The following is a 14,713-nucleotide window of genomic DNA, read 5'->3' on the forward strand; positions in this document are numbered from 1 at the left end:
GCGGCGGCTTGCCGTCGCTCTGTTGCGCCGCTGCCTGTGCCGACGTAGGAGTGGGGAAAAGGCAGCTGCCGGAAATTTGGGGCGCAAGCGATGAAGATAGAAGAGACAGGATTGCCGGGGCTGAAGGTGCTGACCCCGGCGCGGTTCGGCGACGAGCGCGGCTTTTTCAGCGAGAGCTGGAACCGGCGGCGGATGCAGGAGGCCGGGATCGATCTGGATTTCGTGCAGGACAACCACTCGCTGTCGGCCGCCGTGGGCACCCTGCGGGGGCTGCATTTCCAATCGCCGCCCCATGCCCAGGACAAGCTGGTGCGCTGTGGCCGCGGCGCGCTGTTCGACGTGGCGGTGGACATCCGCAAGGGCTCGCCCAGCTATGGCAACTGGTTCGGCATCGAGCTGACGCCGGAAAACGGCAAGCAGCTCCTGGTGCCCAAGGGGTTTTTGCATGGGTTCATCACCCGCGCCCCCGACACCGAGATCATCTATAAATGCACCGATTATTACGCGCCCGAATGCGACGGTGCCGTGGCCTGGGACAGCTGCGGCATCGACTGGGGGTTTGCGGGCACGCCGGTGCTGTCGGAGAAGGACGCCGCGGCGCCGCGGCTGGCCGATTTTGACAGCCCCTTCACCTGGGAAGGATAAGAGATGAAGCTTCTTGTGACTGGCGGCGCCGGTTTTATCGGATCGGCGGTGGTGCGGCTGGCGATCCAGCGCGGCCACCAGGTGGTGAACCTGGACGCGCTCACCTATGCCGCCTGCCTCGACAATGTGGCCGAGGTGGCGGACAGCCCGGCGTATGCCTTTGAACAGGTCGATATCCGCGATCGCGCCGCGTTAGACACTGTTTTTGAGCGCCACCAGCCCGATGCGGTGATGCATCTGGCCGCCGAGAGCCACGTCGACCGCTCGATCGACGGGCCGGGTGATTTCATCGAGACCAATATCACCGGCACCTTTAATATGCTGGAAGCGGCGCGGAAATACTGGGTGCAGGCGGGCAAGCCGGAGGGGTTCCGCTTCCACCATATCTCGACCGATGAGGTCTATGGCTCGCTGCCCGCCGACCCGGATGTGATGTTCACCGAGGAGACCGCCTACGATCCGCGCTCGCCCTATTCGGCCTCCAAGGCCGCGTCCGACCACCTGGTGCGGGCCTGGCACGAGACCTACGGGCTGCCGGTGGTGCTGACCAACTGCTCCAACAACTACGGCCCCTATCACTTCCCCGAAAAGCTCATCCCGGTGGTGATCCTGAACGCTCTGGCGGGCAAGCCGCTGCCGATCTACGGCGACGGCTCCAACGTGCGCGACTGGCTCTATGTCGAGGACCACGCCGATGCGCTCTTGCTGGTGGTGCAAAAGGGCGCGCTGGGGCGGTCCTACAACATCGGCGGCGAGAACGAGCGCACCAACCTGGAGCTGGTCGAGACGCTCTGTGCGATCCTCGACCAGAAGCGGCCGCGTGCGGATGGCAAGTCCTACAAGGAGCAGATCACCTTCGTGACCGACCGCCCGGGCCATGACGCGCGCTACGCGATCGACCCCTCCCGCATCCGCGAGGAGCTGGGCTGGCGGCCCAGTGTCACGGTCGAGGAAGGGCTGGAGAAGACTGTGCAGTGGTATCTCGACAACGAGAGCTGGTGGCGCGCGCTGCAGGACCGCGACGGCGTTGGCCAGCGGCTGGGCACCGGGACGTGACGGGCAGGCACATCCCTCTGTCGTGGAAAGGAGCGCAGGCATGACCATTCTCGTATTCGGCAAGACCGGCCAGCTGGCGCGGGAGCTGGCGGCGCATCAGGGCGTCACCTGCCTCGGCCGTGATCAGGCGGATCTGAGCCACCCGGCGGCCTGCACTGCCGCGATCCGCGCGGCGCAGCCGCAGATGGTGATCAATGCCGCCGCCTACACCGCGGTGGACCGCGCCGAGGAAGAAGAGGCGCTGGCCCAGGTGGTCAACGGCGCCGCCCCCGGTGCGATGGCGGTGGCCTGCGCGGAACTGGGCATTCCCTTTGTCACCGTCTCCACCGACTACGTGTTCGACGGCAGCGGCGAAGCGCCGTGGCAGCCCGGGGATGCGCCTGGCCCCCTGAATGCCTATGGCCGCTCGAAACTGGCGGGCGAGGACGCGGTGCGCGCGGCGGGCGGGGTGCATGCCATCCTGCGCACCTCCTGGGTGGTCTCGGCCCATGGCAATAATTTCGTGAAAACCATGCTGCGGCTGGGGCGGGACCGCGAGCGGCTGACCATCGTGGCGGATCAGACCGGCGCGCCGACACCGGCGCGCGCCATTGCCGCCGCCTGCCTGGAGATCGCCCGGCAGCTGGCGCAGGATCCGGCAAAATCCGGCACCTACCACCTGGCCGGCGCGCCGCAGACCAGCTGGGCGGATTTCGCTCGCGAGATCTTTGCCCAGGCGGGCGTGGACTGCGCGGTGGAGGATATTCCCACCACCGCCTATCCCACCCCGGCGGCACGGCCGCTGAATTCCCGGCTCGATTGCACCACGTTAGAGACTGTTTTCGGCCTGTCGCAGCCTGACTGGCGGCTGGGCCTCAAGGATATTCTGAAAGATCTGGGAGAGATCGCATGACAGAGAGCAAGCCCGGCGCAGGACCGGTTTCCGGCAGAAAAGGCATCATCCTGGCGGGCGGATCGGGCACCCGGCTCTATCCGATCACCATGGCGGTCTCCAAGCAGCTCTTGCCGCTCTATGACAAGCCGATGATCTATTACCCGCTGTCCGTGCTGATGCTGGCGGGGATCCGCGAGATCTGCATCATCACCACGCCGCAGGACCAGGAGCAGTTCATCCGCCTCTTGGGTGACGGCAGCCAGTGGGGGATCTCGCTCACCTATGTGGTGCAGCCCTCGCCGGACGGGCTGGCGCAGGCCTTCATCCTGGCCGAGGACTTTTTGGACGGCAGCCCTTCGGCGCTGGTGCTGGGCGACAACATCTTCTTTGGCCACGGGCTGCCAAAACTGCTGGCGGCGGCGGATGCGCAGGCCGCGGGCGGCACCGTCTTCGGCTACCACGTGGCCGACCCGGAGCGCTATGGGGTGGTGGATTTCAACGCCGACGGCACCGCCCGCGAGATCATCGAGAAGCCGGTCGTGCCGCCCTCGAACTACGCGGTGACGGGGCTGTATTTCCTCGATGGGTCGGCACCGCAGCGCGCCCGCAAGGTGCAGCCCAGCCCACGCGGCGAGCTGGAGATCACCGATCTTTTGCAAAGCTACCTGAACGACGGCAGCCTGCGGGTCGAGACCATGGGCCGCGGCTATGCCTGGCTGGACACCGGCACCCATGGCTCCTTGCTGGACGCGGGCAATTTCGTGCGCACCCTGCAGGAACGCCAGGGGCTGCAGACCGGCTGCCCCGAGGAAATCGCCCATGAGCAGGGCTGGATCGATGACGGCCAGCTGCAGGCGCGGGCGGAGAAATTCGCCAAGAACGCCTATGGTGCCTACCTCGAGCGGCGGCTGAAATAGCCCCCTGCGGTTTGGCATGGCAGCTATGCGCCGGTGCTGGTGGAACACGGATTGCCTGCGGAGGGTTTTGCGGATTATCAGCGGCCGTCCGTGATCCTTTCAACCTGACGTATTCCCATGGTAAAAAGCCTGCTTCCCCTGACCGCCCTGCTGCTGGGTTCTGCCTTCCTGCTGTTTGCAGGCGGGGTGAACAGCCTGATCCTGCCGATCCGCGGCGAGGCCGAGGGCTTCAGCGCGGCGGCGCTTGGCCTGCTGGGCACCGGCTGGGCGGTGGGCTACGTGATCGGCTGCCTGCGCACCCCGGCGATGGTGGCGCGGGTCGGCCACATCCGCGCCTTCGGTGCGATGTGCGCGATCGCCGCCATCGCGGTGCTGCTTTCGCTGCTGATGATGACGCCCTGGGTCTGGATCCCGGTGCGGGCGGCGTCCGGCTTCTGCTTTGCCGGCGCGGCGATGATCGTCGAGAGCTGGCTGAACGAGCGCTCCGACGCCGCCTCGCGGGGGCGGGTCTTCGGCATCTACACGATGGTCAACCTGGCGGCGACCACGGCCGGGCAGATGGTGCTGACGCTGGGCGATGCCAGTGGCTTTTTCTTCTTCGTGCTGGCGGCGATGGTCTATTGCCTGGCGCTGCTGCCGACCGCGATCAGCGCCACCTCCACGCCGCGGCCGCTGACCCGGGTGTCGCTGGACCTGCCGCAGCTGTGGCGCAACTCGCCGATTGCGGTGTTCGCGGTGCTGATGGTGGGGATTTCCAATGCCGCCTTCGGCACGCTGGCGGCGGTCTATGCGGCGCGGATCGGCATGGAGCTGGAGGCGATCGCGTTGTTTGCAAGCCTGCCGATCCTGGCCGGCGCCGCCAGCCAGATCCCGGTCGGCATCGCCTCCGACAGGTTCGACCGGCGCAAGGTGCTGCTGGCGATCACCGCGGCGGCGGTGGTGGCCGATGCGCTGTTCCTGCTGGCCGGGGTGACGCAGCCGCAGCTGGCGCTGCTGCTGTCGGCGCTGTTCGGCGCGGCGGTGTTCTCGATGTATCCGGTGATCGCCGCCCATGCCAATGACCACGCCGAGCCGGGATCGTTCATCCAGGTCAGCGGCGGGCTGCTGCTGGTGTTCGGCATCGGCTCCATCATCGGCCCGGCGGCGGCCGGTTTCGCGATGAGCGCGCTGGGGGCGGCGGCGCTGTTTGCGGTGACCGGGGCGGCGCATGTGACGCTGATCCTGTTCGGCCTGCTGCGGCTGTGGATCGCGCCGCCGGTGGCGGCAGCGGACAAGATCGCCTTCCAGGCCAAGCCGCTGGCCCGCGCCTCGACCCCGGAGACCGCGGCGCTGGCCGCCGCGCCGTCGGAGGTGTCGCCGCCCTCCGCCGACAGCTGACGGGGCGGCGGCGGCTCAGGCGGACGGGAAAGCGCTTGGGACCGTCTTCGGGGTGGTCGGATGCTTGGTCAGAGATCCAGCATCTGCTTCAGGTAAGTGCCTTGCAGGTACCGTGGTGAACTCAAGCGCTTTTGTCGCAGCTGGCGGTCCAAGAAAAGATGGGCCAGCGCGGCGTCGGCCTGATCGCGGTTCTCGGGGCCTTGGAGGCGGGCTGGGGGCGTGGCGGGGTCAGCGTGTCGGGCTATCCCGTAGATTTTTGCAATGCCGTTCCCAAAACACACCACATCGTGCCCCATGAAGGCGGCTTCGGACAGCATCGTTGAATTGATCCCGACGACGGCGTCGAATGTCTTCAACTCTGCATAGGGGTTCGCCTTGGGGTCTTGCAGGGTGACATTCGGATAGCTGCTCAGATCTGACGGTGCCGCCTTTGGATGGGGGCGGGCGGTAAAGTGACAGTCTGGATAGGTCTCCGACAGGAAACGCAGCAGCGAGTCCATGTCCGGAAAGGGCGAATCCTGGGTGATGTTGGTGTCGGTTTCATCCTGCAATGGCACGAACACCTGCTGACGCGCAGTTGCCGGGCGCGCGGGCCCCCCGAAACGCTGGCCGTATATCGTCCGGCAGGCTCGGCGCCTTGCAATCGCAAACCGCAGACGGCGCAGGCCGACCAGCGGCGGCGGCGTGTCGAAGCTCATTTGCGAGTTGGTGCCAAGCCGGTCGAAATACACGGTGCCTTTTTGCGGAAACCAGCCGAGTTCGGAATAGATGACGGGGACGTTCCCGGCGGCGAACAGGGCCGCGGTCTCTGCATCCGGGGCAATTCTTCCGCCCCAAATGAACCCGTTGTGCCACGTGTCCTCGGCCAGCGCGGCCGCGACGTCGGCATGGGAGCCCGGCGCCGCATCAAGACCGGCCAGGGCCCGGGCGTCAAAGGCGGCGGGGTTGACGATGAACCGGCATCGATGGCCCATCCGGGTCAGGCCGCGCGCAAGATGGCCATAGATGGTGCAGATACCCTGCCATCGTGATGGTCGGTCGCTGACGCCAACGCCGATGGTGAAGAGGTAATTGTTCATTTGCGGCGATGTACCCTACAGGGATTGCCGAAGGCAACAGAGTTGGCGGGAATGTCCCGGGTGACGACGCTGCCTGATCCAATGGTCGTATTGTCGCCAATCGTCACGCCCATGAGTACCGTCACATGGGCGCCAATCCACACGTTGTTTCCCACGGTCACCGAGCCGCGCAGCAACGGCGTGTCCGCGACCTTGCTCTCGGGATCGGTATGCTGGTGACTGGTGGAGATCAAAGAGGTGTGCGGCCCCATGATGACCCCGTCCCCCAGGGTGACGGAACCGCTGGCCTGAATCCAATTGTAAGCGCCGATGACGCAGCCTTCGCCAATTTCCAGCTTTCCGCCGACTTCCAGGATGGCGTAGTCGCGCAGCTGGCTGTTGCGGCCAATATGGACCGTATCGGGTTTCAAATAGTAGATTACGGTCCCGCCCCCGATGTAGGCTAGGCGGGTCAAAGAGGACTTGAGCGCGCTTGCCGGCAAGTCGTCATAGGTGTCTTGCCGCATGTGCCGCAGATGCACGATATGTGGAGAGTGCCGCCGCAAGAGTTCCGCAGAAGTTTCCTGCCGGGGTAACCGGAAACGTTTGAGAATTTTTTTCATGCGATCTGCGCTTTCCTGTGGTGGCTGCGCTGCGGGCGTGGAACCCGCCGCACAAGCCCGGCTGAGGCGTGCCTTATTCGATGATCCCGGCGCGGCTGAAGACGCCGAAGAAGTTGCCGAAGATGTTGGAGATCGTCAGCGCGTCGTTGATCGGCGATTCTGTCGCCATGACCAGGTCGCCGGGGTTGATCTGGAACTGGCGCGCCGAGAACAGCCCGTCGGCGGAGGTGAGATCCAGCGAGAACACCACCCGCTGCTGGCGCGGCCCGCGCTGGCCCGGTGCGATCGCCGAGGCCGGGTATTCGCGCAGGATCAACAGCCCCTTCGGGTCGGCCTTGCCGTCCTGGAAGCCGCCGGCCACCGACATCGCGTCCATCGCCGACATCTCGTCCTTGGTGAAGATATGCAGATCTTCCTTGCCGGTGGCGCCGAAGGACAGGAAATAGCGCGAGTCCTCCTCGACGAAGACCCGGTCGCCGCCGCGCAGCAGCGTGTCCAGGCGCGGGTTGTCCAGCAGCCGCTCGACCGAGGTGCCATAGATGTTCTGGCCACGCACCAGCCGGATCTGCGGGTTGTTGAGGGTCGGGCTGATGCCGCCGCCGGCCGCGATCAGCCCCATCACCGTGTAGTTGCGGTCGGGCATCGGGTAGGTGCCGGGATTGGCAACACCGGAGACCAGGTCCACCGAGTTGCCGCGCCCCTCGGCCATTGCCAGCTGCACCTGGGCGGATGGCACCACCGGCTCCAGGGCTTCCTGCAGCTTGCGCCGCGCCAGGTCCGGCGTCAGGCCGCGCACGTTCACATCGCCGACATAGGGCATGAAGATGGTGCCGTTGGAGGCCACTTTCATGTCCTGAAGCTGCACCATCTTCTGCTCGCCGGTGGTGAGCAGCGAATTGTCGTTGCTGTCCCAGATGCTGAGGGTCAGCTGGTCGCCGGGCTGGATGATCTGGGTCTTTGCGCCCTGGTGCCCCGGCAGCCAGCGCAGCCGCTCCTGCTTGCCGGTGCCGGGCCAGGTCGCGACCACCGGCAACAGCGCCCGGTTCACCCGGTAGAAGGCGAAATCGGCATCCGCCTCGCCGGATTGCTTCAGGATTTCCTCGCTGGCGGGGGCGCCTCCGGGCAGGCGGGAACAGGCTGCGGGCAGAAGGGTCAGGCTGGCAGCAGCAGCGAACCAGAAAAGAAATTTCAGCATCGGGAGCCTGTCATTGAAATGCCCGGCACGGGGTCCGGGGCAGGGCTGGCGCGCCTCGGGAAGCGCTTTGATTTTTGTTGGCGCAAAGGATACTGGGCTGGAGCAGAGGGTCAACAGGAACGGGCAGCGTGAGATGACAAAACCCGCGGTTTTGGTTCTGGGGGCAACAGGGCGGATCGGGCAGCTGTTGCAGCTGTGCCCGCCAGAGGGGATGGCGCTGCGCCTGCAGCGCCGCCGCGCGCCGCAGGCGCAGGGCGCGACGGCGGACACCTGGGCGGACAGCTGGCATGTGCTGGACCCGCTGGCAGAGCCTGCCGCGCTCAGCCGTGCGGCCCGCGGGGCGACCACGATCCTGTGCCTGGCCGGGCCGGTGCCGGGACGCGGAAGTGAACCGATGCAGGCGCATGTCGCGCTGGCCCTCGCGGCGGTGCGCGCCGCGGCGGCGGCGCAGGCGCGGGTGCTGCTGGCCTCCTCGGCGGCGGTCTACGGTGCCCAGGAGGGGCTGTTGGCAGAAACGGCCGCGCTGCGTCCCGCCAATGCCTATGGCGCGGCCAAGGCGGAGATGGAGACGCGCGCCGCGGCGCTGGCGGCGGAGCTGGGCGTGGCGGTGACGATGCTGCGGATCGGCAATATTGCCGGTTTCGATGCCATTCTGGGCGGCTGGCGGCCGGGCTTTGCGCTGGATCGCCTGGCCGACGGGCGCAGCCCGCGGCGCAGCTACATCGGCCCGCGCAGCCTGGCGCGGGTGCTGGCGGCCTTGCTGGCGGCGCCGGACCTGCCACCGGTGCTGAACCTGGCACAGCCCGGCCCGGTGGAGATGGCCGCCCTGCTGCGCGCGGCCGGGCGCTCCTTTGCCTGGCAGCAGGCCGCTGCCGGGGCCATTGCCGAAGTGGCGCTGGACTGCCGCCTGCTTGCGGCGTATCTGCCCTTTGCGCCGGAGACGGCCGATCCGGCGCAGATGGTCGCCGAATGGGGCGACCTGGCCCCGCATTTCACCGAGGAGAGCCGCCGCTGATGACTTGGCGCAAACGTATTTTCGATCTGTTCTTTGCCAGTCTTCTGATTGTCTTTCTTGGCCCGGTGCTGTTGCTGCTGCTGGGCTGGCTGCTGCTCAAGGAAGGGCGGCCGCTGTTCTACGTGGCCGAGCGCATGAAGACACCGGACCAGTCGTTTCCCCTGTGGAAGCTGCGCACCATGACGGTGGTGGACCGCGATGCCGGCGTGTCGGGCGGTGACAAGCGCGCGCGGATCACCCGCACCGGCGCCTGGCTGCGGTCGAAACGGCTGGATGAGTTCCCGCAGCTGTGGAACATCCTCAAGGGGGATCTGTCCTTTGTCGGCCCGCGCCCGCCTCTGCGCCAATATGTCGAGGCGCATCCCGAACTTTATGCCGAGGTGCTGAAGTCGCGCCCCGGCGTGACCGGCCTGGCCTCGATCACCTATCACCGCCACGAGGCGGCGTTGCTGGCGCGCTGCACCAGCGCGGCGGAAACCGACGCGGTCTATTCGCGGCTCTGCGTGCCGATGAAGGCGCGGCTGGACTTGATCTACCAGCGCCACCAGAGCATGTGTTTCGATTTTGCCATCGTGTTCCAGACCATCGGCAACATCTTCCTGCGCCGCGGCTGAGATCTGCCGCCGGAACGGAGCGCCGAGAGGTGCCGCTGGGACAGGCGGCGAGTTTCCGCTTTGCCTGTTTTGTGGAACCGGCAAAGCGGAGTATGCTCGAATCTGTGTTTCAGGAGCCGCGCATTGGATTTCAGCGCATCGTAGCATGTTGGTTTCCACGGTTTTCTGCTATGCGCCAGCAGGAGCTGGCGAAACGGCGAACCGGGTTTCGAGCAAACAGGCAACAAACAGGCAACAAGTGGGACGTATGCGGAAATTGAAGGCAGGCATGTTCAATCTGATCAGCGGGCTGTCGCGCAGGCACAAAGCCTATGCATTCCTCGCTGTCGATCTGTTGCTCTTGCCGCTGGCGTTGCTGTTCACCTTCGGGGTGCAGCCATTGCCCGACTCGCCCTTGGTCACCCTGGGGCAGCTGCTGCCGGTGTTGCCCTATGTGCTGGCAGCGACCGCGGCGCTGGCGCTGTGGCTGGGGCTGCCGCGGGTGCAGCTCAATGCCTATGAACGTCATGCCGCGGCCCAGAGCGCCTTGCTGGCGGCGGCCAGCGCCCTGGTGCTGGCGCTGTTGGCGGCCACCTTTGGCCCGGCCCTGGGGCCGGGCACCTTCGTTGTATTTGCGATCTGTTACTTCCTGTTCATGGTGGTGTCCCGCGCGGTGATGCTGCAGATGGTGCTGGCGATCTACCGCCGCGCCCAGCCGCGCTGCCGGGTGCTGATTTATGGCGCCGGCAACACCGGCACCCAGCTGGCGCAGGCGCTGAAGTCGCATGACGGCATCGACCCGGTGGCCTTTGCCGATGACAATTCCTCGCTGCAGGGGCTGACCCTGGTGGGGCTGCCGGTCTATGCCCCGGCGCGCATTGCCGAAATCGTCGAGACCCGGCAGATCCGCCGGGTGCTGCTGGCGATGCCCTCGCAGAGCCAGCCGCGCCAGGCGCAGATCATCCAGCGGCTGCAGAAGCTGGGGCTGGAGGTGCAGGCGCTGCCGTCCTTTGCGCAGCTGGTCGGCGAGGAAGCCCTGGTCGACAAGCTGACGCCGGTGGCGCCGCAGGCCTTTCTGGGGCGGGCGGCGCGCAATGTGCCGCTGAAGGACGCGGCCGGCGCCTACAAGGGCAAGGTGGTGCTGGTGTCCGGTGCCGGAGGCTCGATCGGAGCGGAGCTCTGCCGCCAGGTGCTGACCTGCCGTCCCGCGAAACTGGTGCTGTTCGAACTGTCGGAACTGGCGCTCTATACCATCCACCAGGAGTTGAGCCAGCTGATCGAGGGCACCGGCAGCGGCATCGAACTGGTGCCGGTGCTGGGCTCGGTCACCGATCCGCGCCAGGTGCGCATGGTGCTGCACCAGCACCAGGTGCAGGTGGTGCTGCATGCGGCGGCTTACAAACATGTGCCGCTGGTCGAAGCAAACCCCTTGCCGGGACTGGCCAACAACGTCTTCGGCACCCAGACCCTGGCCCGCGCCGCCGCCCGCGTCGGGGTCGAGCGCTTCATCCTGATCTCTTCGGACAAGGCGGTGAACCCGGCCAATGTGATGGGGGCCTCGAAACGGCTGGCGGAGCTGATCGTGCAGGATCTCGCCACCCGGTTCGGTGGCAAGACGGTCTTCACCATGGTGCGCTTCGGCAACGTGCTGGGCTCCTCCGGCTCGGTGGTGCCCCTGTTCCAGGAGCAGATCAGCCGCGGCGGACCGGTCACCGTCACCGATCCCAATGTGAAACGGTTCTTCATGACCATCAGCGAGGCGGTGCAGCTGGTGCTGCAGGCGGGCGACATGGCCCAGGGCGGCGAGGTCTTCGTGCTCGACATGGGCGAGCCGGTGCCGATCCTGCAGCTGGCGCGCCAGGTGATCGAAAGCGCGGGCCACAGTGTGCGGGACGCCGAGAACCCGGAGGGCGACATCGAGATCCAGATCATCGGCCTGCGCCCCGGCGAGAAGATGGAAGAGGAGCTGACGCTGAGCGAGGAACTGATCCACACCCGGCATCAGAAGATCTTCTGCGCCCGGGAAACCGTGCTGTCGGAGATCGAGGTGGCCGGTTGCCTGCGCAGCCTGCGGCGCGCGATTGCCGCCGGAGACGAGGCCGCCGCGCTGCAGGTGATCCGCCATTGGGTCGAGGGCTATGGCCCGGCATCGGAGCGCGTCGCGCCGGAAGCGGCCTCCTGACACCGTGTCGCCCGGCCCGCGAAAGCTTCGCTCCGGCAGACGGGAATCGCGTGATGTGCGGCAGCGACGCTGCAGTGCCGGCAAAAACCATGCGCGCGGCTGCCGGGGCGATTGATCCGGCCGGGCCATCCATGTTCTAACCGCGATCAGCCCCTCCCCGCGGGGGCGCCGAAAACCCAAGGCAGAAACCAAAACCGGCGCGTCAGCCGGTCGTTCCAACAGGCAGTTTGCGTTCCGTGATCCGTTTCAAGCCCCTCCAGCGCTCCGCCCGGATTCAGGCCGTCGTCGCCGCGCTTCTGGTCCTGTCCGCCCCGGCCGTCCAGGCACAGCGTCCCGACATCACCCGTGATGTCCCCAACGCGGCTGCGGGCACCGCCGAAGCCGCACCGCGGCTGAAACCGCTGCCGCCCCCCAGCCTCAACTTCTATGGCAGCCCCGGTATCATCGACATGCCGAGCGCCGACATGCTGCCGGACGGGCAATACGCGGTGAGCTATTCCTGGTTCGGCGGCACCTCGCGCTACAACATCACCTTCCAGGCGTTGCCCTGGCTGTCGGCCTCTTTTCGCTACAACGGCATCCAGAACCTGAACCTGTTCGGCTTTGACACCTATTACGACCGCGGCTTTGATGTCCGGGCCCGGCTCTGGCGCGAGCGGCGCTGGCTGCCCGAGGTCACCATGGGGCTGCAGGATTTTGCCGGCACCGGGGTCTATGCGGCGGAATATTTCACCGCCACCAAACGATTTGAAGCCGCAGCCCTAGGCTGGGGCCGCACCCCGGGGCGGCTGAAAGTGACCGCAGGCCTGGGCTGGGGCCGCCTGGGCAGCCATGGGGCGATCGCCAGCATTGGTGGCAAGCGGCCCGCCTTTGTCGGGGGCGATACCGGCGGGGAGCTGTCCTACGACCAGTGGTTCCGCGGTGATGTGGCGCCCTTTGCCGGCCTCGAATGGCAGCCCGATGATCGCTGGAGCCTGAAGGCGGAATATTCCTCCGACGCCTATGTCACCGAGACCCAGGTCTCGGATGTCTTCGAGCGCAAGTCCTCGCTCAACTACGGGGTGGAATACCAGTATTCCGACCGGCTGCGGCTGGGGGCCTATTATCTGTATGGCTCCGAGGTCGGGTTCACCGCGCAGATCCAGCTGAACCCGAACCAGCCGCCCACCCCGATGGCGGTGCCCGCGCCGCAGCCCGTCGCGCCGCGCAGCCAATGGGCCACCGAGGAGGCGCACTGGCGCCAGGACTGGGCGGCCAGCGTGCCCAAGAAACAGAAAATCCGCGATCTTGCCGCCGAGGCGCTGAAGGCAGAGGGGCTGGTGCTGGAATCCATTACCCTCAAAGCCACCGAGGCCGAGCTGCGCTATCGCAACCCGCGCTACCGCTCTGCCTCTCAGGCAGCGGGACGGGCGGCCCGGGCCCTGGCCCGCACCATGCCGCCGTCGGTGGAGACCTTCCGCCTGGTGCCGGTGCGCCGTGGCACCGGCCTGGCCGCCATCGAGTTGCGCCGCTCGGACCTGGAGGCGCTGGAATTCTCTCCCGAGGCGGCGGATGCGCTGTTTGCCGCCAGCGGGGTGCAGGACGCGGGCCCGCAGCCGCAGGAGGCGATTGTCTCGGCCGAGTTGTACCCGGCCTTTGCGAGTTCGATCGCCCCCTATACCGCGCCTGCCTATTTCGATCCGGCGCAGCCGTTCCGGCTGGATGTGGGGCTGGATCTGAAGGCCTCTTATGCGCCGGCGCCGGGCTGGCGCATTGCCGGCGCCATCCGCCAACGCATCTGGGGCAACGTGCAGGACGGGCGCGCCTCCAACTCGGTGCTGCCGCATGTGCGCACCGACCAGGCACAATATGCCCAATACGGCACCACCCTGGAAAGCCTCTATGTCAGCCGGTTCTGGAAACCGGGGGATAGCCTTTACGCCCGTGCCACGGCGGGTCTGTTCGAAAGCATGTATGGCGGTGTGTCGGGCGAGGTCCTGTGGAAGCCGGTGAACAGCCGCCTCGGCCTGGGTGTCGAAGCCAATTACGTCGTCCAGCGTGATTACGACCAGCGGTTTTCCTTCCGCGATTACAAGACCTTCACTGGCCATGCCTCGGCCTATGCTGAACTGGGCAAGGGCTATCAGTTGCAGCTGGACGCCGGCCGTTACCTGGCCGGCGATTACGGCGGTACCGTCAGTCTCGACCGGGAATTCAACAACGGGTTTTCGGTCGGCGCCTTTTTCACCCTCACCAATGTCTCGGCCGAGGATTTCGGCGAGGGATCCTTTGACAAGGGGTTCCGCTTCAGCATTCCGGTCGACTGGTTCCTGGGCAAGCCGTCGCGCTCCGGCCTGGGGCTGACCATCCGCCCGACCCAGCGTGATGGCGGCCAGCGTGTGGCGGTGCCGGACCGGCTTTATGGCCAGGTGCGCGAGGCCCACCGCAAGAGCCTGGAAGACCAGCGCGCGAGGTTCTGGGAATGATGATGCTCCGTCTTGCCCCTGCGGCCCTGCTGGCTGCCGCCCTTGTGCTGGCGGGCTGTGCCCGCGGTCCGGAAAAATCCTCCGCCGAACTGGAAGTGGCGAAGGAAGTGGCGAAGGCGGTGGGGCAGTATGTCCTGCGCCGCCGCAACCCGCCGCCGCCGCCGACGCAGCTGACCCGGGCTCTGCTGGACCGGGAGACCCAGCCCTATCTCGAGGCCACCATCGAGAACCGGGATGCCAAGGCCTATCTGATCCGCAGCTTCAGCCGCAGTGATGATCACCCTGGCCGGATCGAGGTCTGGCGCACCCAGGACAATGTCTCGCTGGCGCTGCGCCAAGGCATGGTGACGGCCACGCGCGGACTTGGTGGCGGGCTGCTGTCGGCCTCGGTTCCGGCGGCAGCGGGCCAGGCCGGTCCCGTACGCGGAGGCGCGCGCACCTATGTGCTGCGGGACAAGGGCAACGGCCAGACCCGGCTGACGCTGGCCTGCAGCCTGCATGATCTCGGCCCCGAGCCGGTAAAGATCGTTGAGCTGACCCATCCGACCCGCCGCCTGCAGGAACGCTGCGAGGGGGCGGGGGGCGTGGTGGTCAATGACTACTGGATCGATTCTCGCCCGGGTCACAGCCAGGTCTGGCAGTCGCGGCAATGGGCCGGGCCGGAGACCGGATACATCCGAATCCGCCAGCTGTGGCGGTGAGCCAGGCTGTTT

Annotated in this window: 13 protein-coding genes; 10 read left to right on the plus strand and 3 right to left on the minus strand. The window is 66.7% G+C overall.

The window, feature by feature from the left end:
* Positions 1-90: 90 nt before the first annotated feature.
* The 5 genes from rfbC (at position 91) to ACZ52D_RS20325 (ending at position 4,869) form a co-directional block, all read left to right on the plus strand.
* The gene (gene rfbC / locus ACZ52D_RS20305) at positions 91-645 is read left to right on the plus strand and encodes a dTDP-4-dehydrorhamnose 3,5-epimerase (protein ID WP_464443770.1); all 555 of its coding nucleotides are present in this window, start codon (positions 91-93) and stop codon (positions 643-645) included.
* A gap of 3 nt (positions 646-648) precedes the next feature.
* The gene (gene rfbB / locus ACZ52D_RS20310) at positions 649-1,701 is read left to right on the plus strand and encodes a dTDP-glucose 4,6-dehydratase (protein ID WP_464443771.1); all 1,053 of its coding nucleotides are present in this window, start codon (positions 649-651) and stop codon (positions 1,699-1,701) included.
* Positions 1,702-1,741: 40 nt separating this feature from the next.
* Positions 1,742-2,593, plus strand: a complete 852-nt coding sequence (gene rfbD / locus ACZ52D_RS20315; RefSeq protein ID WP_464443772.1) for a dTDP-4-dehydrorhamnose reductase — start codon at positions 1,742-1,744, stop codon at positions 2,591-2,593.
* Positions 2,590-3,492 carry a glucose-1-phosphate thymidylyltransferase RfbA gene (gene rfbA / locus ACZ52D_RS20320; RefSeq protein ID WP_464443773.1) on the plus strand — a complete coding sequence of 301 codons (903 nt, stop codon included), beginning with the start codon at positions 2,590-2,592 and terminating at the stop codon, positions 3,490-3,492. The genes rfbD and rfbA overlap by 4 nt, the downstream gene beginning before the upstream one ends.
* Before the next feature lie 117 nt (positions 3,493-3,609).
* Positions 3,610-4,869: an MFS transporter gene (locus ACZ52D_RS20325; RefSeq protein WP_464443774.1), complete on the plus strand. Its 1,260-nt coding sequence runs from the start codon at positions 3,610-3,612 to the stop codon at positions 4,867-4,869.
* A gap of 68 nt (positions 4,870-4,937) precedes the next feature.
* Here ACZ52D_RS20325 and ACZ52D_RS20330 read toward each other — a convergent pair whose 3' ends face one another.
* The 3 genes from ACZ52D_RS20330 to ACZ52D_RS20340 all read right to left on the minus strand — a co-directional run bounded on the left by ACZ52D_RS20330 (position 4,938) and on the right by ACZ52D_RS20340 (position 7,745).
* Entirely contained in the window at positions 4,938-5,948 is a 1,011-nt protein-coding gene (locus tag ACZ52D_RS20330; RefSeq protein ID WP_464443775.1) for a capsular polysaccharide export protein, LipB/KpsS family, read from the minus strand.
* On the minus strand, positions 5,945-6,550 hold the full coding sequence (locus tag ACZ52D_RS20335) for an acyltransferase (RefSeq protein WP_417475735.1): 606 nt from the start codon (positions 6,548-6,550) through the stop codon (positions 5,945-5,947). Before ACZ52D_RS20335 ends, ACZ52D_RS20330 begins: the two co-directional genes overlap by 4 nt.
* Positions 6,551-6,623: 73 nt before the next feature.
* Positions 6,624-7,745, minus strand: coding sequence for a polysaccharide biosynthesis/export family protein (locus tag ACZ52D_RS20340; RefSeq protein WP_369928633.1), 1,122 nt, complete (start codon positions 7,743-7,745; stop codon positions 6,624-6,626).
* Between the two features lie 133 nt (positions 7,746-7,878).
* Between ACZ52D_RS20340 and ACZ52D_RS20345 the strand changes: the two genes are divergently transcribed.
* The 5 genes from ACZ52D_RS20345 to ACZ52D_RS20365 all read left to right on the plus strand — a co-directional run bounded on the left by ACZ52D_RS20345 (position 7,879) and on the right by ACZ52D_RS20365 (position 14,701).
* Positions 7,879-8,760: an NAD-dependent epimerase/dehydratase family protein gene (locus ACZ52D_RS20345; protein WP_464443776.1), complete on the plus strand. Its 882-nt coding sequence runs from the start codon at positions 7,879-7,881 to the stop codon at positions 8,758-8,760.
* A complete protein-coding gene (locus ACZ52D_RS20350) occupies positions 8,760-9,374 on the plus strand; it encodes a sugar transferase (protein WP_464443777.1) in 615 nt (204 codons plus the stop codon). Before ACZ52D_RS20345 ends, ACZ52D_RS20350 begins: the two co-directional genes overlap by 1 nt.
* A gap of 268 nt (positions 9,375-9,642) precedes the next feature.
* Entirely contained in the window at positions 9,643-11,535 is a 1,893-nt protein-coding gene (locus ACZ52D_RS20355; protein ID WP_464443778.1) for a polysaccharide biosynthesis protein, read from the plus strand.
* A 236-nt stretch (positions 11,536-11,771) separates the two neighbouring features.
* On the plus strand, positions 11,772-14,000 hold the full coding sequence (locus tag ACZ52D_RS20360; RefSeq protein ID WP_464443779.1) for a YjbH domain-containing protein: 2,229 nt from the start codon (positions 11,772-11,774) through the stop codon (positions 13,998-14,000).
* 2 nt (positions 14,001-14,002) lie between these two features.
* Positions 14,003-14,701 carry a YjbF family lipoprotein gene (locus tag ACZ52D_RS20365; protein WP_464443780.1) on the plus strand — a complete coding sequence of 233 codons (699 nt, stop codon included), beginning with the start codon at positions 14,003-14,005 and terminating at the stop codon, positions 14,699-14,701.
* The last annotated feature ends 12 nt before the right edge of the window (positions 14,702-14,713 follow it).

The organism is Leisingera sp. S2M4 (genome assembly GCF_055398055.1).

Excerpts from the sequence above, each read along its gene's own strand:
- rfbC (WP_464443770.1), top strand. The coding sequence starts at position 91 with ATGAAGATAGAAGAGACAGGATTGCCGGGGCTGAAGGTGCTGACCCCG.
- rfbB (WP_464443771.1), top strand. The coding sequence starts at position 649 with ATGAAGCTTCTTGTGACTGGCGGCGCCGGTTTTATCGGATCGGCGGTG.
- rfbD (WP_464443772.1), top strand. The coding sequence starts at position 1,742 with ATGACCATTCTCGTATTCGGCAAGACCGGCCAGCTGGCGCGGGAGCTG.
- rfbA (WP_464443773.1), top strand. The coding sequence starts at position 2,590 with ATGACAGAGAGCAAGCCCGGCGCAGGACCGGTTTCCGGCAGAAAAGGC.
- ACZ52D_RS20325 (WP_464443774.1), top strand. The coding sequence starts at position 3,610 with ATGGTAAAAAGCCTGCTTCCCCTGACCGCCCTGCTGCTGGGTTCTGCC.
- ACZ52D_RS20330 (WP_464443775.1), bottom strand. The coding sequence starts at position 5,948 with ATGAACAATTACCTCTTCACCATCGGCGTTGGCGTCAGCGACCGACCA.
- ACZ52D_RS20335 (WP_417475735.1), bottom strand. The coding sequence starts at position 6,550 with ATGAAAAAAATTCTCAAACGTTTCCGGTTACCCCGGCAGGAAACTTCT.
- ACZ52D_RS20340 (WP_369928633.1), bottom strand. The coding sequence starts at position 7,745 with ATGCTGAAATTTCTTTTCTGGTTCGCTGCTGCTGCCAGCCTGACCCTT.
- ACZ52D_RS20345 (WP_464443776.1), top strand. The coding sequence starts at position 7,879 with ATGACAAAACCCGCGGTTTTGGTTCTGGGGGCAACAGGGCGGATCGGG.
- ACZ52D_RS20350 (WP_464443777.1), top strand. The coding sequence starts at position 8,760 with ATGACTTGGCGCAAACGTATTTTCGATCTGTTCTTTGCCAGTCTTCTG.
- ACZ52D_RS20355 (WP_464443778.1), top strand. The coding sequence starts at position 9,643 with ATGTTCAATCTGATCAGCGGGCTGTCGCGCAGGCACAAAGCCTATGCA.
- ACZ52D_RS20365 (WP_464443780.1), top strand. The coding sequence starts at position 14,003 with ATGCTCCGTCTTGCCCCTGCGGCCCTGCTGGCTGCCGCCCTTGTGCTG.